Source organism: Pectobacterium sp. S5 (assembly GCF_051707265.1).
Classification (GTDB): Bacteria; Pseudomonadota; Gammaproteobacteria; order Enterobacterales; family Enterobacteriaceae; genus Pectobacterium; species Pectobacterium polare.
Window position 1 is genome coordinate 141,284 of record NZ_JAULSZ010000002.1, and the last position, 22,292, is coordinate 163,575.

Consider the following 22,292-nt stretch of genomic DNA (forward strand, 5'->3'; position numbering starts at 1 on the left):
CCGCGCTACGCCGCCATGAATCGAGGCAATAAGCCGCGAATCAGCAGTCGGGTCTCTTTGGCCTGACTGATAAAGGCAGGCAGCAGCGCGGTAAAGCTCGGTTCATCCAACGATTCTGCGGTGTGCTGAGTGCACAAACGCAGCGTCGCGTTCTCATCCAGCGCCAGCCAGCAGCCCTTCATTGCCGCCATTTCAAAGTTAAGCATCAGTATGAACTGATACACCGCCGTGCTAACATCCCCCTGAAATCGCATCACATCGCTGTGTAATAGCAGCACGCCGCTGCTGGCGGGGACTTCCAACACTACCGCCTCCTGGCCGTCAGGTTCGCGTAGTGCACAGATGCCGTCCTGCAAGCCCAGTTGGGTACGGCTGAGCGCGCCGTAATGACGTAATAGCCGAGTAATATGCTGTTGTGTGGGTGTCATCCTGTTCTCCTGTAATCACCGCATGATATTTACGATTAGCTGTTTAGCTGCAGGCCTTCCTGCTGGAGCTGCTGCAACGCGTTGGCGGTCGCCGGATTGGCTTTTGCAATCTCGCCGCTCAGTTTGTAACTTTGCGGTACGGTTTGATCCTGCCCGTAGCTAAAGCTGACGTTGCCGAGCAGTTTATTCATGCTGACGCCCGCGCTGCTTGACGCGTTGATGATGACCGCCGGGGTATTGAACCCTTCGCTCTTCTTCACCGCCTTCGAGACTTCAATGCTGGCGAGACGCAAATTGTTGCCGTCTTTAAACAGCGCGATGACGTCATCCTTGCCCTGTGTTTTGTTCTGAATGCCCTTCTCGATCTTTTCCCGCACATCGTCTTTCAGCTCCAGCGTAACCGTCACCGACGCTCGATCGTTATCCTGCAAGCGGCTAACGATATCCTTCAGCGCCGGATTGTCCGCGATCAGTTGATTAATGCGATCGGCGTTGCTCGGCGGCAGCGAAGAGAACAAATGGTTGCCGATCACCTGAAACAGCCCGTTTTCCGTCAGTTTGCTGAGGTTGGTGTAGGACGTCGTGTGCTTGACGCTATCCAGCGTTGCCCCGTCACGCTGTGCAACATCCTGCTGCACGTTCAGCTTTTGCAGGCTCATTAATCCCTTATGCTGATCGTCGGTGTTTGCCGGTTTATCCGCAAAATGCGCATTCAGGATGGCCAGTTGATCGCCCGGTTCCGCCATTCCTTTCACGCTGTCGCTCAACAACTGACTGGCCGGATCGCTAAAGGCGGAAGCCAGTGTCTTGGTCAACGCGTCAATGTCTTTTTTCTCCAGCGGTTCAGCCTTTTTCATTCCCAAACTAATTGACTGGTTAGTTCGCGAATCGGTCGCCACATTCACCCCAACGCTGGCCGCAGTGAAGAACGGGACAGTGCCATCCGGTGTCGTTCTGGCCGCCCCGGCACTGATAGTGGCATTGAGCCCCGCACTGGCCTGATTCATAAAGCGCAGACGGTTGTCAGATTCCGCATAGGTTGTGGATTTCTCTCCTTGTGAAACGCTGGACGAACTGGTGCCAGACAGCACGTTAGCGCTCGCCGTCACGCCAACCGATCCGCGCAGCGTCGCACTGGTGGGCGCCACGCCTTTTTCCGTCAGGTTTATTCCTCCGCGCAGCTCCAGCGCGGCATTGCTATCCAGATTGAAGCTGACCGTTTTCCCCGCCTTCACGCTGTGCTGTTCCCCTTTATCCAGCAGAGCAAGCGGGTTGATCGTGCCGCTCGACAGGCCGTCAATAAACCCCGGTAATTCTTCTTCGCTGAGGGTAAAGTTCAGGGCGTTTTGCTGCGCCATTTGCAGGCTGGCGGATACGCCGAAGGAGGCACGAACGTCCGGTGTGAAGCTGTGTTTGCTGTTGATGCTTTGCGTCATCTGCGCCGAGGTTTTTCCTGTCAGATACTGGCTGACGTCATACCCGCCGGAGTAACTCACTTTCCCGGTAATCCCGCCTGAACGTTCGAAGGCAACGTTGATGCCATTTTCACCGCGAGAAAAGCTCATATTGTAATTTCGCTCGCCGCTGACGCCGCCGCCCGGCACCGGAGGGAAAGGTAATGGCGTGCCGCTGACCACAAACGACATGGATGCCCCGCCGCCATAGGTCCGGTTAAACGCGATGCTTTCGTTGCTGTCCAACGACAGGACGGTCGCCTTCATTTTATCGATCATGTCCGTCTGGCTGGCCGCCTGCATCACGGTTTTCGAGGTGACGCTGATGGCGTTGTCCTCTTTCCGGAACGCCTTCATAAAAGTTTTAACCGAATCGTAATCCGCCTCCAGCGACTTATGATTGGTGAACCCCATGTCGGTCATCTTCTTCACTGGGTTTTCGCCGTAATCTCCCTGCCGCAGCGCGTTAAGTTCTTTCATCATCGATGCCAGTTCCGCCTCACCCGGCGACGTGCCGGATAGCGTATCGATGCGATCGGTCAACTTATGCAAATCCCCCAGCACCAGGGTATCCAGCACCAGTCGCGTTTTCGCCAGCGACAGTGCATCGCTGGTATCCCGCTGCTGCCCAAATGATTCGCTATTCGGCTTTTGGGCTATCGGCGTTTTGCTGTCGACAAAGGCTTTGATCAGCGTACCGGCCGTACTCGTTTTCGATGACGGATGACTTTCCATCGCTGCCAGCAGCACCGGAGCCAGATCTTTCTCTCTGCCATGCAGGCTGGCGGGCTTGCCTTCCGTGTTCATGACACCGTTATCGTTCAACACGCCCTGCTGCCTGCCAATCAGAAGCGCCGCTTTGGCCGAGCTGCTTTCCAGTTCGGTCTGGAACTGTTTTAGCAGGTTCACCAGCGGTTTCCCTTTTTCCCCCAGATCCAGCTTGTCTAGCTTACTCGCCAGATCCATCGCCGCGCCCTGCGGCTGGCTCGTCGTGGCATCCAGCTTTTTCAGCAATTCGGTTTGTATGTCATAAACAGGCTTCAGGCCTTCACGCCCGCTGACCTGATGCTGCACATGGTCGGCAAAGGTTTTTAACGGCCGCGGCACGTCCAGAGTGAATGAAACCAGATGGGCTCGCAGCAGATCTGACAGTTTGCTTTTCACCTGCTGAGACTCTTCACCCGTTTTACCGAGAACCTGAACATCGGCTTTAAATGTGAGCCCGGTTAACGGTATTTTTCCCCCTTTGGTCGCCACATCCAGCCGACCAAACACCGTTTCTGCGGCACGTGGCTCCGCGGTTAACGGCGCTTCCCCTTTTGGCACCGTCGTTTTCCACGCGCTCCCTTGCAGGGTATGGAGTTCATGCTCGTCATGCGCCACCTGCAAATGATGCTGCGCATTCGTGCCCAGTGAATTCACTTTGCCTTCTGCTGGCGTTTTCACCGGCTGCCACTGTGCGCTGTCGTGATTCGCCGCATTTTGCCAGTCGGCTTTCGGCAGTTGGAAAAGCTGCCCGTCTTTATTCAGGGCAAAGAGCGTCTGCTGGTGATCCAGCGCGATGTCCTGTATCTCACCGGACAAGCCATTTTTAGGCAGCGCCAGCGGCAGCGCGGCAAGCTTGTCCGTTCCCGGTTTGATCTGGTGGAAATGCAGATCGCCCTGCTTATCGACGGCAATAAATTTATTACGGTTGATCACCGCCATCGCTGAAACGTCATCGTCCTTGGCAATCCCCGGGAGTGCGGTGCCTGCAGACGGCGTCATACGCACCTGCGGCAGCGCAAACACAGTATTGTCGCCGTGCGTAAACGTGTCCGATTTCTGGTTAATGGACAGCGGCTTGATTTCACCGTCTTTTAGCGTGTAAGCCTGATTGTCCAGCCCGCGCTTGAGCTGGCTGGCTTCAACGCTGGATGCCTCCCAGCTTTTGGTATTGCCGTTGTAAAAATGAACTTTGCCTTCCTGTAGACCGATCTGCCCCAGCCGTCCCAGATCTAAGGTGTCTTTCGCCTCGGGCGCTGCCGTGGTCAGCCCCAGCTTATTATCCACCACCAGACTGTCGCTCAGGTTCCACCCCGGCGTGGGGGACAGCCCATTCTGCCCCAAAGGTGCGACGTGCTTTTGTCCTTGGCGATCAGTGGCGAGCGCCTGCGTCTGGCCGTGTTCATCGTGGGCAAATCCGGTAATACGATGGTCGTCACCCAGCACCGCATTCAGTTCCGGCGTGCTGGCCGGAGTTAATGTGGCGTGCGACGCACCCGCCTCGGGCAGCGGTGCATGGTAAAGTTTGCCGTCATTGTCGGCAATCAGCAGGTGTTCTGCGGTTAACCCCACCGCTTTCGCAAACACGGGTTCGCCATTTTCCAGCTTGAGATCCACCGGCTGCGGCGTGGCATCCAACGCGCTCATCAGGTGCAGCTGCGTGAGGTGATCCCGCTCGGTCAGCACGGCAGATTGTCCGTTCTGATTGGCCGAGAACGCCGTAATTTTATCGCTGAAGGTGGATGACTCCGTGCCCGATGACAAATTGCTCAGCGTGTGGTCGTCTTTGACGGCATACAGTTGACCATTTCCCTGCCGGGATAACTGGCTGTGGGCGACATCGCTGCTTTGCTGCCAGACACCGAACTCGGTATTCAGCGCAAAGAGCTTGCCGTCATGAAGACGCAGTTGCTCACCCGCGCCTGAAGCTGAATCGGGCTGTCGATGGACACCGGTCAGCAACTCGTGGTTCATGCGTCCAGATAGCGGCACGTTCGTAGATTCGCCCGAGGTTGTTTTCAGAGAAATACGTTCCGGCGTGGAGTCCAGCTGTACGTTACTCGCGCTCAGCTTGCCCGCAGGCATCGCGCTGCGGCCGCTGCTGTGAAGCGCAATGTGCTGATTGTCATCGCTTTGAATCACGAACAGCCGCCCTGATTTGTCGGCTAGCGCGTGCTGCTGTACATCCTGATTTTCATGATGAGCCACGAACGGCTGGCTATTCTTCCCGATGGTCTGTTGTAGCAGCGTGCTCAGCGCCTCCGGCACGCCTTTACCAAACTGAAGCTTACCGTGGCTGTCCAGCGTGATATCAGATTTCGCGGCAGGTGTAGCGGTCGTGCTACCGCTTATTTTGATCTCAGCAGCTTCAGTGGAGGCAAAACGCGGCAGGCTCTGGATCGGCCCGCCAGATGCCAGCGAATCACGCGGTGCACTCTGACTCACGCCTTCCGATGAGAATAGCTCGCGCAAGGTAGTCGAGCGCGAGTCCTGACTCTTCACTGAACTGCCGTTTCCCTGCTCCAGCTCGGGCGGTTTGTTTTTATCATGCAAACCTTGCTGAATCAGGGACTGCGCGCCTTTTTGGCTCGCGCTGGTGCTACTGCCCTGCGATAGCGGTGTGTTAGCGAGCGTAGCGGGTGCAATCTCCGCCGTGGCTAAACCGGGCTGAACATGCTGGATTTTCTGCATAACAGGTTCCAAGGGTGATGAAGTGATCGTGTCGGTTAAGTGGTCAGTTTCTCCTTCTGGTTCCCGACATCTTTCTCTTCCCTGCACGGGAACCACATCACACCTTCCCTCACTTAATACGCAACAGACGTAAGCCTGTTAATGATCCACATTATTCACTTTCAAGGAGATGTTATGGCTGATATGACGATCACGCTCAGCATACAACCCGGCGCAGGCCTGTCATCAACAGGTCTGAATTCCCCACTTTCAGGCAGCAACGGCGGGGCTTCGCCACGCTCTGCACAGCAGGATAGCCAGCTCATGGAGGCGCTGGGCACATTGCTTAGCGCACTTTTGCCTAATGCGCAGGGCAATACGCCGTCATCAACCGATGGCGGCCCGCAGGGTCAGGGCGGTGCGGGCAACGGTGGCAACTCGGCGTTAGGGCAAAACGGCAGCCCTGCCGATATGCTGATGAAACTGCTGGAAACGCTGATTCAGGGCAAAAATGGTCAGGAAGCGGGGAATCCACTCTCTTCCGGTTCATCGGGCGCGGCAGGCGGCAACGGCGGTGCGTCACCGCTGGCGGATTCATCCGGCGCAGGCGGTGCGCAAAATCCAGAAGATCTGAGCCGTTCTCTACTGCAAGAGTCGGCTGGCAGCGCATTAGATAACGCCATCAGCCCAACCGCAGACGGCGGTGGTCAACTGAGCGGCAACGATCTGTTAAAAGCGCTGCTGGAATTGATCGGCAATCTGATGGATTCACAGAAAGGTGAATTCGGTCAGCCGCAAGAAAAAGGACAGCCACAAGGTGGCGGATCGCCGTCTGTGGGCGCACCGCAGGCCTCATCCGGCGGTGGCGGTGGATCCCCTGCCGCGCCGTCTGCACCCTCTGCTGGCGGTGGTGGATCCCCTGCGGCACCATCAGCCCCGTCTTCACCCGTTGGCGGTAACGGCGGCGGTGCGTCTGCCCCACTAACGGCCGCCCCAACCGGCGTTGGTGGTGGTTCGGCAGCATCGCCGACAACTTCAACAGCCGGTGCTGGCCCAGTGGCATTCCCTAAAGCCAGCGGTGATGCCACCGTGGTAAATGACACCATCAAAGTCGGTCCTGGCGAAGTCTTTGACGGCGGCGGAAAAACCTTCACTGCCGGTAGCAAATTAGGCGACGGTGGTCAGGCTGAAGGCCAGAAGCCAGTATTTGAGCTGGCTCAAGGCGCAACGCTGAAAAACGTGGTGTTTGGTGATAATGCGGCGGATGGCGTACACGTTCGCGGCGATGCCAAAATTGATAACGTACACTGGACCAACGTGGGTGAAGATGCGCTGACGGTGAAATCAAATAACGGTAAGCCAGCCAACGTTGAAATCACCAACAGTAGCGCTCAGGGCGCTTCCGATAAGATTTTCCAGTTGAACGCGGATGCCAACTTGACCATCGATAATTTCAAAGCGAAAGATTTCGGTACGTTTGTCCGCACCAACGGTGGGCAACAAGGTAACTGGAACTTGAACCTGAGCAACATTGACGCAGAAAACGGCAAGTTCTCGTTCGTGAAAAGCGACAGTGAAGGGTTGAACGTCAAAGGCAGTAACATCAACCTGACGAACGTCAATAATCACTACAAAGTGCCGGATTCCGCCAACTTACAGGTGAAGTAAGATGCCAAACACAATGACATCTCCCGCACCGACACGTTGGGCGGATATCGCCAGACAAGGCGGATACATTACGCCGGCGCAACGCGAATCGTTCACGCAGGCTATCCATCTGGTGAGAACACAGTTGAATACGGTACTCAGCCAGTCAGGATCGCTGCGACGGGGTGAGTTCGAGTTCGATGCGTTTGTGGATTCGCTGGAGCAGGATTTTCTGCATCAGGCCGACATCCACACGAAGAACGGGCTACATAGCGACGTGGCGCAGACCTCGTTCTGGATCGCCCGCCTAATCGCCGATCGTTTTATTGCGGTGCGTCAAATGTAATACGTGCGCCATTACCGCATCAGGGAAAAGCCAGCCAGGGAAACCTGTGCTGGCTTTTTTAGCTCAGCTCGATAGACGTCAGGCGTGAACGTGAATAAGCCATTACCCAATGGTGACCGTTCCCCCACCAATCACCACGCCACCACAACTCACACCATCCCCCGTTCTCGCCGCGGGTTTACCATCAATAAATACACTGGATGAGCCACCGCTAATATTCCGAGCATGACCATGAGGAGCCAGCGGATCGCCTTGTCGAGCCAACGGCATGCCATCCACCTTAACCGTCGATGAACCCGCTGCAACGGGCGTCGGCGGATGACTACCGTGCCCAGTATCGCTATCGCCTAATTTAACTGCGTTACCCATTTTTTAATTCGTCCGTTGAAAATAAATAAACGATTCTTTATTACAGAATTATTACCCTAAATTACCTTACCAGCGTTACCTTACCATCTATTATTGAGAAATAAGGCCTGTAAGCAAAAACTATTTTACCTTCACTATTTATAAACCTTAGTGGTGAGTTTTGGAAAAAACCAACACCTAAACGAAATAAACGTCCATCACGATATTTTATGATTTTATATTTATTCCATTCAATTGGGAGAGGAGTAAGCTGTTTATCAACTACATGCTGTGGAAAATCGGTTGAAATAAACATCATTCCTGTTGTGGCACCTTCTGCAAAAGCCATCTCTTCGTTTGAGGTCTGTGTGATTTTTTTCAAACCCTCAATATCGCGATCCTTCATCATTGTCCAGATGTCTGCATAGGCCATCCTGATTTTAGGTAGATCGTTTTCCGTAACTGGAGTCGCATTCACCCACGCCCAGCGTGGCAGGCTATCGATTTTTAAACTCCCTCTAACCTTATAGAAACCATAGTCTTTCTCATTCTTTGTATAACCTTCAAAAATGGTGGAGCTATTGGCCGTATTGACTGATTCACTCGCCGTAATCTCGCCTTTTTCATTCACACTTAATTTAAAATTGGCGATTTCTGTACTGCTTGTTTCGGTATCCTTAGTGACTATCACATGACAGGAGGAATCAGGATACAGAGTCTTGGGATCTTTATGATTCTGCGGCCCCATTAATAGTTCGATATCATTTTTCCCAGTTTCTAAAAATGCCGTCAAGTTAAATCCCGCTGACATTGTTCCAGAATCGATCTTTGTATTATCAGCCGCTGGCAGATCGTTCACTCGTAAAAGACAGGTACTTTTGTAAGTGTTAAAAGAAATCAGATATTTTTCTTTTATTTCTTCTGCCTGAGCAGAAAAAGACAGCAGCAACAACGGAAGAGTGTCCACATTAAACGAAAATAATCTACTTTTTTCCTCAGTCAAATTCACTGCAAACCTTCTTGTTAGTTAAGCAATTCCTCACAACAATCAATTGCTATTTGTTACATCACTGTAGTGGGAAAGTCAATATTGAATCAATTAAATCCATTCCGTTATGGACTACTGATTTTGTTATCTATCAATCTAACAACATAGCTATTTTTAGGCATTCCTTTAATATATTGGAGTAAGCCAATTGCTTACTCCGCTCCCACTCACTGATATTACCTTACCAGCGTCACCTTACCATCTATTATTGAAAAATAAGGATTATAGGTAAATACACCTTCACCATTAGAATTCTGAAACTTCAGTGGCGAATTCTGGAAGAATCCAAACGCAAGACGAAAAAGGCGCCCATTCCTATACTTGATAATCCTGAACTTACCCCATTCAATGGGGGCAGGAGTAAGATTTTTATCAATCACATGCTGAGGGAAATCGGTTGAAATAAACATCATCCCCGTTGTAGCCCCTTCTGCAAAAGCCATTTCTTGATTCGATATTTGTGAGATTTTTTTCAATCCTTCAATATCACGGTCCTTTATCATCATCCAGATATCTGTATAGGCCAGCTTGATTTTTGGTAGATCGTTTTCCGTAACTGGAGTTGCATTCACCCACGCCCAGCGTGGCAGGCTATCGATTTTTAAGTTACCCCTGACTTTATAAAAACCGTAATCTTGTTCATTCTGAGTGTAGCCTTCAAATACAGTTGAGCTATTGGCCGTATTGACTGATTCACTCGCCGTAATCTCGCCTTTTTCATTTACGCTTAATTTAAATCTGGCAATTTCTGTACTGGCTGTTTCGGTATCCTTAGTGACAATCACCTCACATGAGGAATCAGGATACAGAGTATTGGGGTCTTTATGATACTGAGGAGCCATCAGCAGTTCGATATCGTTCTTTCCGTTTTCTAAAAATGCTGTCAGATTAAATCCCGCCGACATCGTTCCAGAATCATTAGTTGTATTATCAATCGCAGGAAGGTCATTTACTCGAAGAAGACAAGTGCTTTTATAAGTTTTAAAAGAAAACAGGTATTTTTCACTACTCATTTCGTCAGCCCTAACTGAATGTATCCCTAATAGGAAAAAGAAAAAAATAATCTTAAATAAGATTAAATCGATATTCTGAATCACTCTTTTCCAATTTTTCATGAATTACCCACTCCTTTTCAGCATTATTAGATTTTTTAATATCCTTTTTCTTAGATCTTTCTCCAGGTTCTTCAGTACCTCCATTAGTTCTTTCCGAATCCGAAGACATCCCCACCGTATAATTCACATAAATCTTCGCCGTTATTCCTTCATGGTAAAATACCAAATCCAGCTTATCTTTTGTAGGCGCATGTAGCCCCAAACATCCTTTTGCCACCGCCTTTCCACCAATCTCCAGTGCTCCCTCTGCGATATAGAAGCGGACGCCCGCTCGGACATTCGCTTCCGTAGTCAGTGTGAGCGTGGCTTCTGCTGATTCGTCTTTTTGCCATTCCCACTCATTTTTTGCGTCTGATTTGAATGCCAGCGTGAAGTTGAGATCTCCCTCTGCCACCAACCAAAATTTCATCCCGAAAAACGCCGCATTACGGCCCTCCTGATAAGCCTGCTCCTGAGACATCAACCCTTCACGGATTGCCGCCAGAAGGACATCTGCGCGATACCAGGCAGCAAATGCCTGAAGCAGATCCAGCGTCATTTTTATCCCTATCAACGGCGCTAACCCCAGTGAGAGTTCCCGTTCCATATAAATATCACCAGAAACACTATCTTCTTTTAATTCTCCCTTGGCATTAATCTCTAATGTTGGGTAGATAATTTCCGTTTCCAGCAGCGTTATTTTGTCATTCTCACCTTTGGCCGTAGAGAGAGAATTACTGATAAAATCAATTGCTTTAACTGATTTATTCAGCCAGGTCAGGGTTTTGGCTTTTCGCTTAAAATCTTTTTCCATTGAAACAGAGTAATTATGTTCAGGATTGTTTCCTAATGTATATGTAAAATCCCCGCCCATCTCAAGAGCATTGCTTATTTCATACTTAGGGATCCTTCGCCATCCACGGGAACCGTGCTGTGGTTTCCCATTAGCAGCATTTTCCTCTCTTCGTTTTTCTTTTCGTTGACGTTTATTGAATTCCTCAACCTTTTGAGCAGTGCCAATAGCGACACTGACATCCCAGCTGAATGCCGGATAGATTATAATTTTTGTGCGAAGCGCATCTCTGGAAGGCAAGCTAAATATCTGTGATATCCCATTAAGAAAGACCAGCGATTCACTGATAAAAGGTTCATCGTTACACTGCCCAACACGTAGGGTATATATCTCCTTAGGCAACAATGCTTTGATACCTTTTGCAAACACATACTCTCTCAAGAAATCGATGGCATCGTGTGTTGAAAAAATATCTGCTTTTTCTCCATAATCACACACATAATTTGTCAGACCGCTACTAAACGTCTTGGGAGCACGACGTCGCTCGGAATCATAAATGATTCCATGAGGACATAATGGATTATGTGAAACACAGCCTTTTCCTGTCAGGCCGAGCGAAACGGGAACACCTTCTCCTGTTTTATCAATGGTTTCTACCGTTGTGACAAAATCATCCTGACTGTAATCAAATGTCCAGTATTTCACTTTCAGTGAAAACGCATGTATGCAGGTATCTGGATTTTCACAATTACATGATGGCGATCCCGCCGTTAAACTTACCATATATTTTCCTTATAGGGGCACAGAGCCCAATTCCCTGAGTAAAAGTGTTTCTGCTTTAAATACACCTTTTTTACCTTCTGTACAGAGGACATTCTTAAAGTCAGCAGGAATATCCTCCAGTATCAGACATCCCCGTTCATGAAATAAAGAGAACAACCCACGAATGCTCCTGTCATCAGTGATTCCCTGTTGTTTCAACCAACGAAATATCTCGCCAATTTTTTGTAAATCGATTGGTCTATTTTCTCCGTCACTGCTTTCAATTTTACTGACCAGGTTTTCGAGATAGCGCTGCTCAAAAATCAGCGTTAACTCACCCATCTGTTCTGGAGAGAATCGCATTATTTTTCGCCGGGAAGTACATCCTGCCTGAAACGTTGCTCGTAGGGCCACAAAGCTTTCATACTGCGATGTTCCCTGCCAGTTTGTCTTTATCGCCTCAATAGGGCCGAGAAAAGTATGCTTTTCCCAGTCAGAAAGTACGGACAGCAATGGCCAGATATTGCGCGGGTCATAAAAACGGAAAAATACAGGTTTTTCTTCATTGGGGATTTGTACATGCAGGTATTTACGTAAGTGCTGACGCAGAGTTTTCATATCAGCTCGGCTTTCAAGCCGTATTCCCCAAGGCGTTTTTCTTTGTTCAAGCCACTGAATAATGGCGTCGTCAACTCGCACTAAGTGCGGAGCCAATCGCCCAATATCTTCCGGTACTGGCTCCGCGTATAAACTGGCATGGGGTGGGTCTAATTGTTCCAACATCGAAAATAATTCGGGCTCTGCCGCTGCATCCACTATTGCCCAGTGTGTTATCTCACTCACCTTTTTTCTCCTTTGCCGGACAGTGCGCCACAAACATCGTCCCTGCGGCGGCGGCCGCTTTCAATATCGCCGGATCGGCGGGGAGTGCCACATCACCCGGGCTGCCGCCTGAGTTCAAGTTAATCGCCGGTCCTTTGATGTCCACCCCGCCAGCGTGGATAACGACAAAGCTGCTTCCGACCCTGAGTGTTAATTTGCTGCCGCTTTGCAATGTCAGATCGCCGTTGCTGTCCACGCTGAATACGCCGCTAATTTTCTGCGTCAGATCGCCCTTAACCTGTGTGCCCCGATCGCCTTCGGTCAGCGATAAATGGTTGCCTGTGGTTTTGTGATCCTGATTGCCTTCCACCGTGACTTTACGATCGTTGGCGACCACCAGTTCTTCATCATGTCCGATGCTTGTTGTGCGGTTATAGTCCACGCGCTCATCTTTGGAATTAAGCACCCGCACTGCCATATTTTTCTGGGCGTGAAGGAAGATCTCTTCGTTGTCGGTCGCATCCTCAAAACTGAGTTCGTTAAATCCTTTGCCTTTATGGGTTTTGGAACGAAGCGTGGTACGCGTTTTGTTAGCGGGCAGCGGGTAGGGCGATGGATTAGTGACGTGGAAGGTTCGCCCGGTGATAATCGGCTGATCTGGATCGCCTTCGAGGAAACTGACGATCACTTCATGGCCGATACGCGGGATGGCAATCATGCCGTACTGGCCGCCCGCCCAGCCCTGACTGACGCGCACCCAGCAGGAACTCTGGTCATTGCTCGCACCGTAACGATCCCACGGGAATTGCAGTTTTACCCGACCGTACGGGTCGCAGTAGATTTCTTCCCCCGTCGGGCCGACGACGGTAGCGATTTGCGGGCCATCCACCATCGGTTTGTATGGCATGGCAGCACGCCATGTCGTCGTGCCTTTCACCACGGCAAAGCTGTTGCTCATGGTCGTCGGTTCGCCGCCGCTTTCCTCTTCCAACGCCTGTGGCTGTTGCCCGACGTGCGTCACGCTCACCGTCTGCCACACCGCATTCAGCGTCGCATTCGGGTGCTCCGTCAGCGTGAAGGTATTGCCCGGCATCAGCCCCGCGCAGTTGGATTCCCCATCGCTCGTCACCGCCCCTGAGCGTAGTGCATCCAGTCGATAGCCGCTGAACGCCTTGCCGCTCGGGTCTTGTTTATAGCGCCCCGGATAGTCGTAATGCTGGTAGCTTTCGCGCTGGTGCTCCAGCTCGCCGCTCATTTTCTTGTGCGACAGCCCGTAAGCCGGCGTCTTGAAGCTATAGTCCTTCAACTCGACTTCGGCCGTACTCACTCGCTCCGCGTAGTGGAAGCGCCGGACATATTCGCCCTCACTCAGCCCTTGGGTCGCCAGATTGAAAAACAGCTCGGGGCCTTTGGTCAGTGCACCCGCATCGTCGGCAAACACCACCCGGTGTTTACCCTCTTCGTATTCGTGGAAGAAATACATTCCCTCCTCAGCGGCCAGCCGGGTGATAAAGGCTAAATCGCTTTCCCGATACTGCACGCAGTATTCGCGCACCGCGTGCTCGTTACGCAACGCAAAGGCGTAGTCGGTGATGCCCGCCTCTTCCAGCAGCGCACCGATAATCGCTTCCGGCTTCTGCGCCTGAAAGATACGGGCGTTGGTACGTAGCCCCAGTCGCCACAAGGCCGGACGGACTTCCACCTGATAGCGCGTGCGGCGGAATCCGGTGTCGCCCTGCGTGAAGCCACTGACAATCCCGCTGACCCGACGTTTCAGTTCGCCTTCATACCAAATCATCAGCTCGCACGGCTGGTCCAGCACCGCGCCGAAATCGACATCCGGCAGCGTGCTCGCCAGACTCAGCGACAGGCTAAAAGGCCGATTCAGCCATTCATCCAGCCTGAAATCCACCACCGCGAAAGTGCCTGCTTCCAGGGCACCGACCTTTATGGTGAACTGTAATCCTGTACTGTTTGCCACCTGCTTTCTCCTTATTTTTATTCTTGCTTTGCTGCCACGGCTACCGCATGCGCCGATGCGTTCCGCCGCTCCCCTGATGAAAAGCAAAATGCTTAAACTGTGGTCTGAGTCGGCTCACACCACAGTTCATGTTGATAGAGCATCACATTGATAAAACAAGACGTTATAAAGATGCCCTATTGGCTAAAAACGCTACGTGGGTGAAAAGCGCAAAACATTTAAGTCGAGCAGAGATTCGGTGTGTTTACGTCGTGGGAAACAAGAAGGTCGGAGGATTGAAGCGGTGGAGTGAAGAGTGATGAAAACGTTCCATGTGGCATCCTTGACGCTATTCCTTTTAAGAAAGTACGCGTAAAGGATAACAAGATGTTCATAGCGCTAATCGCGCAAAAAAAGGACTAAAACCGAGTAACCCAATTGATTTGAATTGAAATAATCACATTAAAACAAATAACAAGGAGCAGTGCTTCCGCCCTGCTCCCGATGGTTTTTCGTTTAATCAGCGAGCTTCTTCAACCCCATATTGACGATACGGTCGCCGATCATCGCTGCATCAATGCCCAGAGATGCGCCGCCGTTGCCGCGAGCGTGCAGGTTGGTATTGCCGGTGTCACCCGCTACCGCGCTCTTAATCATGCCGACCGCCTTCATGAATTTATCCATGCTGTCTTTGGTCATGCCGTCGTCATCCGGCTTGCTCAGCGCTTTCGCCCAGGATTTATCATCCTGCTTCGCCGTCTGCCAGTTGTCTTTCTGGTATTCCGGTTTGCCGAAGACTTCAGGATATTGATCCATAAACTGACCAATCTCTTTCGCCATCTTACGGTCTTCTTTATCGACGAAGTAACGCGTTGGGCTGTCATTGTGCGTGCTGATATTATTCAGTTCCTGCAAGCCCGCTTTTTGCCCAACGCTCATCCCCAGCGTGCTACCCAGTTGGTTGAACACGCCCGCACCACTCAAGCCTTGCAGACCGTTATTGCCCAGCTGCAGCGGTGAGGTTTGCCCTTTCGTCTGGCTCAAGCCGTTGCCCAGAATGGCGGACAGCGCATCGTTAACACCTTGGGTATAAGCAGAAATTTCTGGCGACGACGGCTGTTTGTTGCCGAAAAGTCCACCCTGTTGCTGTTGCGACATGCCGCCACCGAGCAGATCTTCTAATGCGCTAAACAGCAGGCTACCCATCATGGCCGATGGATTCATGGCATTCATGCCTGCACCCAACGCCCCGCCTAATCCACCACCGAGCGCACTGCCCAGTCCGCTGCCAAGGCTACTGCCGAGACCGCCACCCAGGCCAGCGCCCAGTAAACCACCGCCGAGTCCGCCCAGGCTGCTACCCAAACCACCAAGTCCACCGCTCATGCCGCCGCCCATCATGCTGCCCATGAACATCATGGTCGTCATGATATCGGACAGCTGTTCTGCGATGTTGCTACGCTGGCCACCAAACGCTGACTGCGATGGCGATCCACCATTCTGTGAAGACTGAGATTGAAATAAACCGCCGTTACCGCCCGCTTTGATCGTGATTTGCAGAGAGGCTCCGCCACCAAGAGAATTAAGCATAATGTTTCCTCAATGAGTAAATGGGTTATGAAAGCGCCAATGATGTGCGGTCAGCCCGCGTGATTGTGACACTCCCCCATTAAGTGATTTCCTTGCTTACTCAGTTCCCGTCTTATGCACGAAAACGCATGACTTTTTCACGGTTCAGCGCGGCGGCAGACCGGCCAAACGCCACAGTTCGTCGATTGCCGCAACCGAGTCAGTCAATGTGGATAACGCGCGGCGTAGCCGCAGATGTTGCTGTTCATCCAGGCTCAGGTCGCAGGCAAACAGCGCATCCGCCTCAAGAAAGCGGCATTGTAAAATTTGCCGCAGCATACCGGGGTAATGTCGGGCAGGCACCAGCGTTAAGGTCAGCATGGCCTTCTGCGCCGACACCGCCGTAAACCACAGCGTGACGCCCGGTTGTACCGACCAACAGGCCGTCGTCGCGGTCTCCAGCGCCGTGAGAAAGTCATGCTGATTATCGAATACTGCCGCAGGTTCACTCATCCACGCTGACCCTGCTGTAATCCGCCGGGCTGCTGCGCAAATCGGGCTGCCACCAGATGATGAGCTGCCGCGTTTCCGGCTGCGGACGACAGGTCACCGAGGCGCAGTTGGCGACCTGCCGCGGGGAAGTGCAGGCGCTCAGCAGGAGTGCGATCAGCGCGACGGACAGTGCTTTATGATTCATGACCATTTCCTGTTTTCATTGAAATCGCTACTGAGATGTCAGCAGGTTACGTCGGGCGGGCTGGGACGTTAGCGCGGGCTGCAACGCAAGGAACACCTCGCTGGATTCCCCCGGTGCCAGCGTCGTTTTCGGCCACACCGCCACCGCTAACGTGCGGCTACTGGCACAGGCGGCTTCATCAAAACGCTGCGGCTGTGTGCCGCCGTTACGCACGACGCCGACGCTCAGGCGCACCTGACCGTTGCCGTACCACTGATAACGCGAACTGTCGTAGATCAGGCCCGACTGCGAGCGGCACACCTCTCCCAATCGCGTACCTTTGCTATCGGTTTGGAATCCGGCGGGAAGCTGACGGCTGGCGAGATCGCGAAATGCACCTTCAATCAGGCTGTAGAGATCCGTTTTACCGTTGCGTTGTGAAACGCGGTTCATGGCACCGTTCAACTGCTGACGATTGGCGGAGGAAACATAGCGCGTGGGATCGGTTTGATCGCCGACCAGATGCGGTGTCAGGATAAACAGGCGCTCACGGCGCGAGACTTCATGGCGCGTCGAGGTGAACAGCTGCCCCAGCAGCGGGATATCCCCGAGGATCGGAATGCGGCGATCGCGGTCACCGCTTTCTTCAACGTGAAAGCCGCCCAGCACCAGCGCACGATTCTCACCAATCAGCGCCTGCGTGCTAACGGTGCCGCGTTTCACGCCGGAGGCCTCACCTTCGCGCCCCGTCTCCACCTGCCCGTCTTCGATATCGATAACCAGTTGAATGCTGCGCTGCGCCCCTTCGCCGATCACGCGCGGCGTCACCTGCAGGCTGGTGCCCGCCGTTACGGGTTGAATGTCCGCGACGCGTTCGCCCGTCGCCGTGATGAACGCCGTCCGGCTGAAATCAACAATCGCAGGCTGATTTTCCAGCGTCAGTACGGAAGGATTGGCGACAATGGAGGCCGTTCCTTCCCCCTCCAGCGCCTGAATATCGGCGAAGAAGCGTTTGAAATCGCTGACAAACAGGGTGCTCCGCCCCATCATCATGGTGCTGCCCGCGCTCACATTGCCAAGCTGTGCCTGCCAGTTCGCCTCCAGCCGCGACATGGCAGTTCGGTCCACATCCAGAATAATGGCATCAATATTGACCAGATTTTGCGGTACATCGATATGGTCAACGAGCTGCTGATACTCCGCGCGACGTTTTTCATCATCACGAATCAGCAGCGCGTTATTACGCACATCGGCGGAAATTTTGCCGCTTAGCGTCACACGGCCTGCTCCCTCACCGTTGCGGCCTGGGTTATTACGGGTTGCCAGCCGGGTCATCAGCGAGCGCGTGCTGTCCCGCATCGCTTCCATGCCGTTATCCGGCTGCACGGGCATCGGGCCGGATGCGCCCGCCGGTGCCGCACGCTGACCATCCATCAACTCATTGAGAATGGTTGCGACGCCGGGAATCGTGACTTTTTGATCGCGATATTGCAGCGTCCGGTCGGATACCGAGGCATAGCGCAACGGAAAAATCATCACCTTGCGCCGTTCGTCCTGCTTTTCCCGCTGCTGACTGAAATTACGAATCAGATCGATATACGCCTGCGGGCCAGTGACCAGCACCACGCCCTCTTCCGGCAATTCCCCCCAGCCGAAGCGCGCATCGAGCAGTCCGATACCGCTGAGTGCCTGTTTAATGTCGGGGGCGGCATCCGGGGAGATTTCCAGACGCACCGACGCCTGTTCGTCCTGCGGGCTGACATACAGCGCATTGTTATACACGAACCACTGAAAGCGATGCTCCAGCGCCAGCCTATCGAGGAAGAGCGTGGGGTTATCCGCCCGAATTTTCGCCGTAACCTCATTGTCCGCAATATTGCCCAGCACCAAATCCACGCCGTGGCTGTTGGAAAAATCCGTCAGAATCGCGGACAGCGGCGTTTGCTCGGCAGAATAGGCATACGCACCCTTATTCCAGTCGGCTGGCGTGGCGGCGTGCGCCAGCGAAATCACCCCATTCACCGGGATAATCCCCATCAGCACCACTGCCCAGCAAAACCAGCGATAGATCGCCAGCAACGTGCTATACGATCGATGACGTATCAATCCCTTACGCATGTCGTTCTCCTTGCAAAAAAGCCAGCGTGTTTAGATTCAGTGGAGCGGAAACGGGTGTTTTCGCCCGTGGCATGAGCAGGCTCAGCCAGACGTCCCGTTGGTTAAGTAAGGTTTCCAGGCTGCGACACAGCTGCATGACGTCATCGGCATCGGGCCGCATCCATAGCCAGAGCTGTTCATCCTGCGGAGAGAGCGACAGGATGGCGGTATCATCCTGAAACTGGGCGTGGGCGGCATCGGCCAGCTGTAATGCGCGCGCCAGCATCGGCTCATCAGGCAACACACGCAGCGGAATGGCCGCGCTGCACGCCACGCCCGACGACTGCCGCACAAGCGCCACCGCCCCACTGTCAATGTCCAACTTCAGCGTCGGCGTCCCGCCGTTTAGCCAACGCTCCAGCATCGCGGCCAACTCAGTTGAAGTCATTGATGATGGCCTTTGCCAAGCCGTGTTTCACGCTCAGCAACTGCCCGACCGCCCAACTGGCATTGGAATAGTCCATGCTGGCTTCAAAAAAGGCATAACTGTCGGCCTGACTGGCCCCGCCTTCGGTAACGTTCAGCGCAATATCATCCAGCTGTTGCTGCGAATCGACCAGATGCGCGTCAAGGCGACGCTGAATGGGATTAAGGGACATAGCACGCTCTCCTCATAGGGTATTTTCCTCACAACACGGTTTGGGTCGTTGACAAGAACATTTGGTCGTAAACCTAAACGTTCTCGTCATTGACTCAATAGTGAGTGGTTAACCCCGGCGTGCAGTTCCCAGTGGCAGGCGATGATTTTATATTGCGGCGGGATACTCAGGAGGAAGCAGTTGCGCCGTCGCCTGCCGCCAGCTCAGCGACATCACGCCATGCGCGGTAATCAGCTTCATGGCATCGCTATCCAGCGCGTCATCGCTGGCGAGACGCCACTCAAGATGTGTATGTGCATCCAGCCAGTGCTGTACATCGGCAAGCTGGACGGGATGGCAGTACAGCGTTCCCCGACTTTCTCCCTGCTGTTGCTTCAGCAACTGTCGCAGTAAAGCGTGATGGCGCGACGGTGCCGGCGTTTTATCCAGCAAATGCGCCAGCGCATCGCGCAGCAGCTGTCCGGCTTGCGTAATCATGATCTTTTCCAGATCCATTCGGTCTTGTCGAACGCCCTGCAATAGCGCGTTTGCCTGCTGCCAGAATTCCGCTTCTGCCTGTTCGACCGCCTGCTCACCGAGCGTTCGGGCACGTTCGTGTGCCTGTGCCACAATCGTATCGGCCTGCGCATTGGCCTCTTCCCAGAGTGTCCGACTACGACGGTGCGCCGCGACGCGCTCCGCCGGAATAATCACCGCTTCATCCCGACTGCCGCCGGGTAATGTCACAAACGTCTTCGTCGTCAGCATGCTTCGTCCTTAGCAAAATGAATAGAAATGAGGAAGGTTATGTGGGGGTCGATGCTTTCCAAATCAGGGCATCGCACAGCGCATTCAACCGGGCGGCGGGCAATGACATCATCGGGGCATGGCAAGGGTTATCGCCGTCACAGGACCCATCGCGAGGAAAAAGCAGCCGCAGACGCGGCCAGCACGTTTCACCGTAGCGAATGCGCAGCAGCGTCAGCGCATCCTGATGTCTCGCGGCGGGTGACGTCGACGATAAAGCAGAAAAGGTGACCGCTGACGGTAGCCATAAGCCCGGCCGCAGCGCCTTTGCCAGCCGCTCGCACCATATGCCCTCCGCGTCCGAACGATCTGGATTACGAACGGGTTGACACACCCGCGCCATCAGGAGCAATACCGTTTCGCGCTGCGCCGTATCCAGCGCTCCCATTTGCATCAGTGAGGCAAGCGGATCCGGCGGCAACCCCGGCGGCAGAGAAAAATGGCGATGAAGCTGCACAGCGTTCACATGCAGCCAATCGCGACGCAGCGGCGAATCGGGTAATGTCACCTTCCCGTTCCACCAACTGGGATCGGCTTGTAACAGGCAGTCCTCTGCCCACCAGATCAGCCAGGCAAGCAGGGTGAGATCGCCCGACTCATGCCGCTGGCTTTGCGCTTGTGTGGTCATGGTGACGACGACGCCCCCGCTTTTTTCTGCTGCCACTGTCGCAGGTAAGGCATGCCAACGCGCCAGCCTAATAGCCCAGCCAGTAGCAGACCGAACAGCCCCGCACTCCACTGCCAGCGTCGCATCTCATCCGGCGTGAGCGTGAACGGCCCCAGCGTAACTACGGGGATCGTGTCCTGATACGGTTCCGCCGGAACAAAGACAATCGCCAGTTCCTTATCATCCTTGCCAGACAGGCCGGGAATGCTGCTGGCGACCATACGACGGATGCGCTGTTCCATCCCATCGGGCTCCAGCTCAGCACGATATTTGATAAACACCGCCGCCGAAGCGGGTTGAACCGGCTCGCCGGGGGCAATACGCTCGGGCAGCACCACATGCACCCGCGCCACCAGCACGCCGTCGATCTGCGCCAACGTTGCCTCCACTTCCTGCGATAAGGCATAGATATAGCGGGCGCGCTCCTCCAGCGGCGTCGAGATCACGCCACTTTTCTGAAAGACTTCGCCCAGATTGGTACGCGATTGCTTCGGTAAACCCGCCGCATTCAGAATATTGACGGCACGTTCCATGTTTTTTGCATCGATCACCAGCGTGACGCCGGTTTTGTCCACCCGTTTCTCCGCGCCGATCTGATAGCGGCCGAGCATCGAAATCGCTTCGTTGGCATCGTTCTCCGACAGCCCGCGATTCAGCTCAATCGGCTCGCCGCAGCCGATCAATAGCCCGATCAGCAGAAGAAACACTCGCTTATCGATTTTCATAGGCCGCTACTGTAAGTTGGTGAGTTTTTCCAGACTTTGTACACTTTTCGCCACCAGTTTGGCGCTCAGCAGACTTTCCAGATAGAACGACGACAGCGTTCGGGTCGCATCCAGCACATCTTTTGGATTATTGGAGCGCATCGACTGGCTCACATCGCGTTCGGCGGATTTAAAAACGCCGTTCAGTCCCTGAGATTTTTCCGCCAGCGCGCCCAGCCACTGACTGTTGCCACTTTCTGCCGTCATCGGTGCCGACGACAGCGCTGCGCTAAACCAAGACACATCCTGATTCGTGGCAGAAGAGGAAAAAGACGTGCCGTTGTCCGCCAGCGGAGCATCCCCCGGCTGGGGCAGCGTAGTAGCGTGGTTGATTTTCATGGTGTGGATTCCATCGCGGACGGGATAAAAATAAAGCCGGAGCAAGGCTCCGGCTCGTTGCATCACGATCAGAACTGGATGGCTTTCGCCGCTTTCTGCCCGGAGTTCAGTGATTTGGACGCGGAATCCATCTGACCATCCAGAATGGAGTTTTCCGTATCCAGCGCAATTTTCTGTGCCTGAGCGCCCGCAGCACGAGTCAGAGAACCGGCCATCGCGGTATCCAGAGTCTGAGAAGCCGCCTGAGATGCAACCTGAGAAAGTCCTAAAGCCATGATATATCTCCAAATATGATGAATTTTTACGGTAGTGAACTGTCATGCTGTACATACAGTCATCTTGTTCATTCATTAAGTGGGAGAGCGGGTCAGTGAGTTCCAACGGAAAGGAAATTCTTTCGACAATAACGATGTGAGGGGAAGAACTAGCCTAGTTTTCTCTGTGTTTCCGACCGTTAGGCATCATAGATTTTCTTTTAGAATAATAGAAAACGTTATTACCTTACCGAAAGGCCGTACGTTGTTTCTGATTTGCAGGAACGTTTTTATGCTGTGCAACTGGCAAGGATGCGATATTTGAACCCATGCCGTACTATTCC

21 protein-coding genes are annotated in these 22,292 nt (G+C 53.3%); 2 read left to right on the top strand and 19 right to left on the bottom strand.

The annotated features are described in order from the left end of the window. Window positions 1–5: 5 nt before the first annotated feature. Both QWJ20_RS10205 and QWJ20_RS10210 read right to left on the bottom strand, forming a co-directional pair. Window positions 6–428 carry a type III secretion system chaperone gene (locus QWJ20_RS10205; RefSeq protein WP_433992467.1) on the bottom strand — a complete coding sequence of 141 codons (423 nt, stop codon included), beginning with the start codon at window positions 426–428 and terminating at the stop codon, window positions 6–8. Between the two features lie 35 nt (window positions 429–463). Continuing rightward, window positions 464–5,338: an AvrE-family type 3 secretion system effector gene (locus QWJ20_RS10210; RefSeq protein ID WP_433992468.1), complete on the bottom strand. Its 4,875-nt coding sequence runs from the start codon at window positions 5,336–5,338 to the stop codon at window positions 464–466. A 174-nt stretch (window positions 5,339–5,512) separates the two neighbouring features. On the opposite strand from QWJ20_RS10210, the gene QWJ20_RS10215 reads away from it, so the two are divergent. Continuing rightward, entirely contained in the window at window positions 5,513–6,985 is a 1,473-nt protein-coding gene (locus QWJ20_RS10215; protein WP_433992469.1) for a pectate lyase, read from the top strand. Between the two features lies 1 nt (window position 6,986). Next, window positions 6,987–7,310 carry a DNA-binding protein gene (locus tag QWJ20_RS10220; RefSeq protein WP_095699577.1) on the top strand — a complete coding sequence of 108 codons (324 nt, stop codon included), beginning with the start codon at window positions 6,987–6,989 and terminating at the stop codon, window positions 7,308–7,310. A 102-nt stretch (window positions 7,311–7,412) separates the two neighbouring features. On the opposite strand, the gene QWJ20_RS10225 is transcribed toward QWJ20_RS10220, so the two are convergent. From QWJ20_RS10225 to QWJ20_RS10305, 17 genes are all read right to left on the bottom strand, one after another. Further along, entirely contained in the window at window positions 7,413–7,679 is a 267-nt protein-coding gene (locus QWJ20_RS10225; protein ID WP_095699578.1) for a type VI secretion system PAAR protein, read from the bottom strand. 61 nt (window positions 7,680–7,740) lie between these two features. Continuing rightward, window positions 7,741–8,667, bottom strand: a complete 927-nt coding sequence (locus QWJ20_RS10230) for an IdsF (protein ID WP_433992470.1) — start codon at window positions 8,665–8,667, stop codon at window positions 7,741–7,743. 215 nt (window positions 8,668–8,882) lie between these two features. Next, window positions 8,883–9,821 carry an IdsF gene (locus QWJ20_RS10235; protein WP_433992471.1) on the bottom strand — a complete coding sequence of 313 codons (939 nt, stop codon included), beginning with the start codon at window positions 9,819–9,821 and terminating at the stop codon, window positions 8,883–8,885. Further along, on the bottom strand, window positions 9,772–11,376 hold the full coding sequence (locus QWJ20_RS10240; protein ID WP_433992472.1) for a hypothetical protein: 1,605 nt from the start codon (window positions 11,374–11,376) through the stop codon (window positions 9,772–9,774). Before QWJ20_RS10240 ends, QWJ20_RS10235 begins: the two co-directional genes overlap by 50 nt. A gap of 9 nt (window positions 11,377–11,385) precedes the next feature. Then, window positions 11,386–12,198, bottom strand: coding sequence for a DUF4123 domain-containing protein (locus QWJ20_RS10245; protein WP_095994663.1), 813 nt, complete (start codon window positions 12,196–12,198; stop codon window positions 11,386–11,388). Beyond that, window positions 12,191–14,158: a type VI secretion system tip protein TssI/VgrG gene (gene tssI, locus QWJ20_RS10250; protein WP_433992473.1), complete on the bottom strand. Its 1,968-nt coding sequence runs from the start codon at window positions 14,156–14,158 to the stop codon at window positions 12,191–12,193. The genes QWJ20_RS10245 and tssI overlap by 8 nt, the downstream gene beginning before the upstream one ends. Before the next feature lie 495 nt (window positions 14,159–14,653). Beyond that, on the bottom strand, window positions 14,654–15,727 hold the full coding sequence (locus tag QWJ20_RS10255) for a type III secretion protein HrpN (RefSeq protein ID WP_433992474.1): 1,074 nt from the start codon (window positions 15,725–15,727) through the stop codon (window positions 14,654–14,656). 144 nt (window positions 15,728–15,871) lie between these two features. Beyond that, on the bottom strand, window positions 15,872–16,219 hold the full coding sequence (locus QWJ20_RS10260; protein ID WP_433992475.1) for a type III secretion protein: 348 nt from the start codon (window positions 16,217–16,219) through the stop codon (window positions 15,872–15,874). Then, the gene (hrpT, locus tag QWJ20_RS10265) at window positions 16,212–16,403 is read right to left on the bottom strand and encodes an HrpT family type III secretion system protein (protein ID WP_095699584.1); all 192 of its coding nucleotides are present in this window, start codon (window positions 16,401–16,403) and stop codon (window positions 16,212–16,214) included. The genes QWJ20_RS10260 and hrpT overlap by 8 nt, the downstream gene beginning before the upstream one ends. Before the next feature lie 27 nt (window positions 16,404–16,430). Further along, on the bottom strand, window positions 16,431–18,500 hold the full coding sequence (sctC, locus tag QWJ20_RS10270; protein ID WP_433992476.1) for a type III secretion system outer membrane ring subunit SctC: 2,070 nt from the start codon (window positions 18,498–18,500) through the stop codon (window positions 16,431–16,433). Beyond that, window positions 18,493–18,927, bottom strand: a complete 435-nt coding sequence (locus tag QWJ20_RS10275; protein WP_433992477.1) for a type III secretion system chaperone — start codon at window positions 18,925–18,927, stop codon at window positions 18,493–18,495. Before QWJ20_RS10275 ends, sctC begins: the two co-directional genes overlap by 8 nt. Beyond that, a complete protein-coding gene (locus tag QWJ20_RS10280) occupies window positions 18,914–19,138 on the bottom strand; it encodes a type III secretion protein HrpF (RefSeq protein WP_433992478.1) in 225 nt (74 codons plus the stop codon). Before QWJ20_RS10280 ends, QWJ20_RS10275 begins: the two co-directional genes overlap by 14 nt. Window positions 19,139–19,285: 147 nt before the next feature. Then, window positions 19,286–19,885, bottom strand: a complete 600-nt coding sequence (sctL, locus tag QWJ20_RS10285; protein WP_433992479.1) for a type III secretion system stator protein SctL — start codon at window positions 19,883–19,885, stop codon at window positions 19,286–19,288. 37 nt (window positions 19,886–19,922) lie between these two features. After that, window positions 19,923–20,552 carry a type III secretion protein gene (locus QWJ20_RS10290; protein WP_433992480.1) on the bottom strand — a complete coding sequence of 210 codons (630 nt, stop codon included), beginning with the start codon at window positions 20,550–20,552 and terminating at the stop codon, window positions 19,923–19,925. Continuing rightward, window positions 20,549–21,316, bottom strand: a complete 768-nt coding sequence (gene sctJ, locus QWJ20_RS10295; protein WP_433992481.1) for a type III secretion system inner membrane ring lipoprotein SctJ — start codon at window positions 21,314–21,316, stop codon at window positions 20,549–20,551. Before sctJ ends, QWJ20_RS10290 begins: the two co-directional genes overlap by 4 nt. Window positions 21,317–21,322: 6 nt before the next feature. Beyond that, entirely contained in the window at window positions 21,323–21,694 is a 372-nt protein-coding gene (locus QWJ20_RS10300) for an EscI/YscI/HrpB family type III secretion system inner rod protein (protein ID WP_095994672.1), read from the bottom strand. Window positions 21,695–21,762: 68 nt separating this feature from the next. Next, window positions 21,763–21,969 (bottom strand): Hrp pili protein HrpA, encoded by a 207-nt coding sequence (locus QWJ20_RS10305; protein ID WP_009112561.1) that lies wholly within the window; start codon window positions 21,967–21,969, stop codon window positions 21,763–21,765. Between the last annotated feature and the right edge of the window lie 323 nt (window positions 21,970–22,292).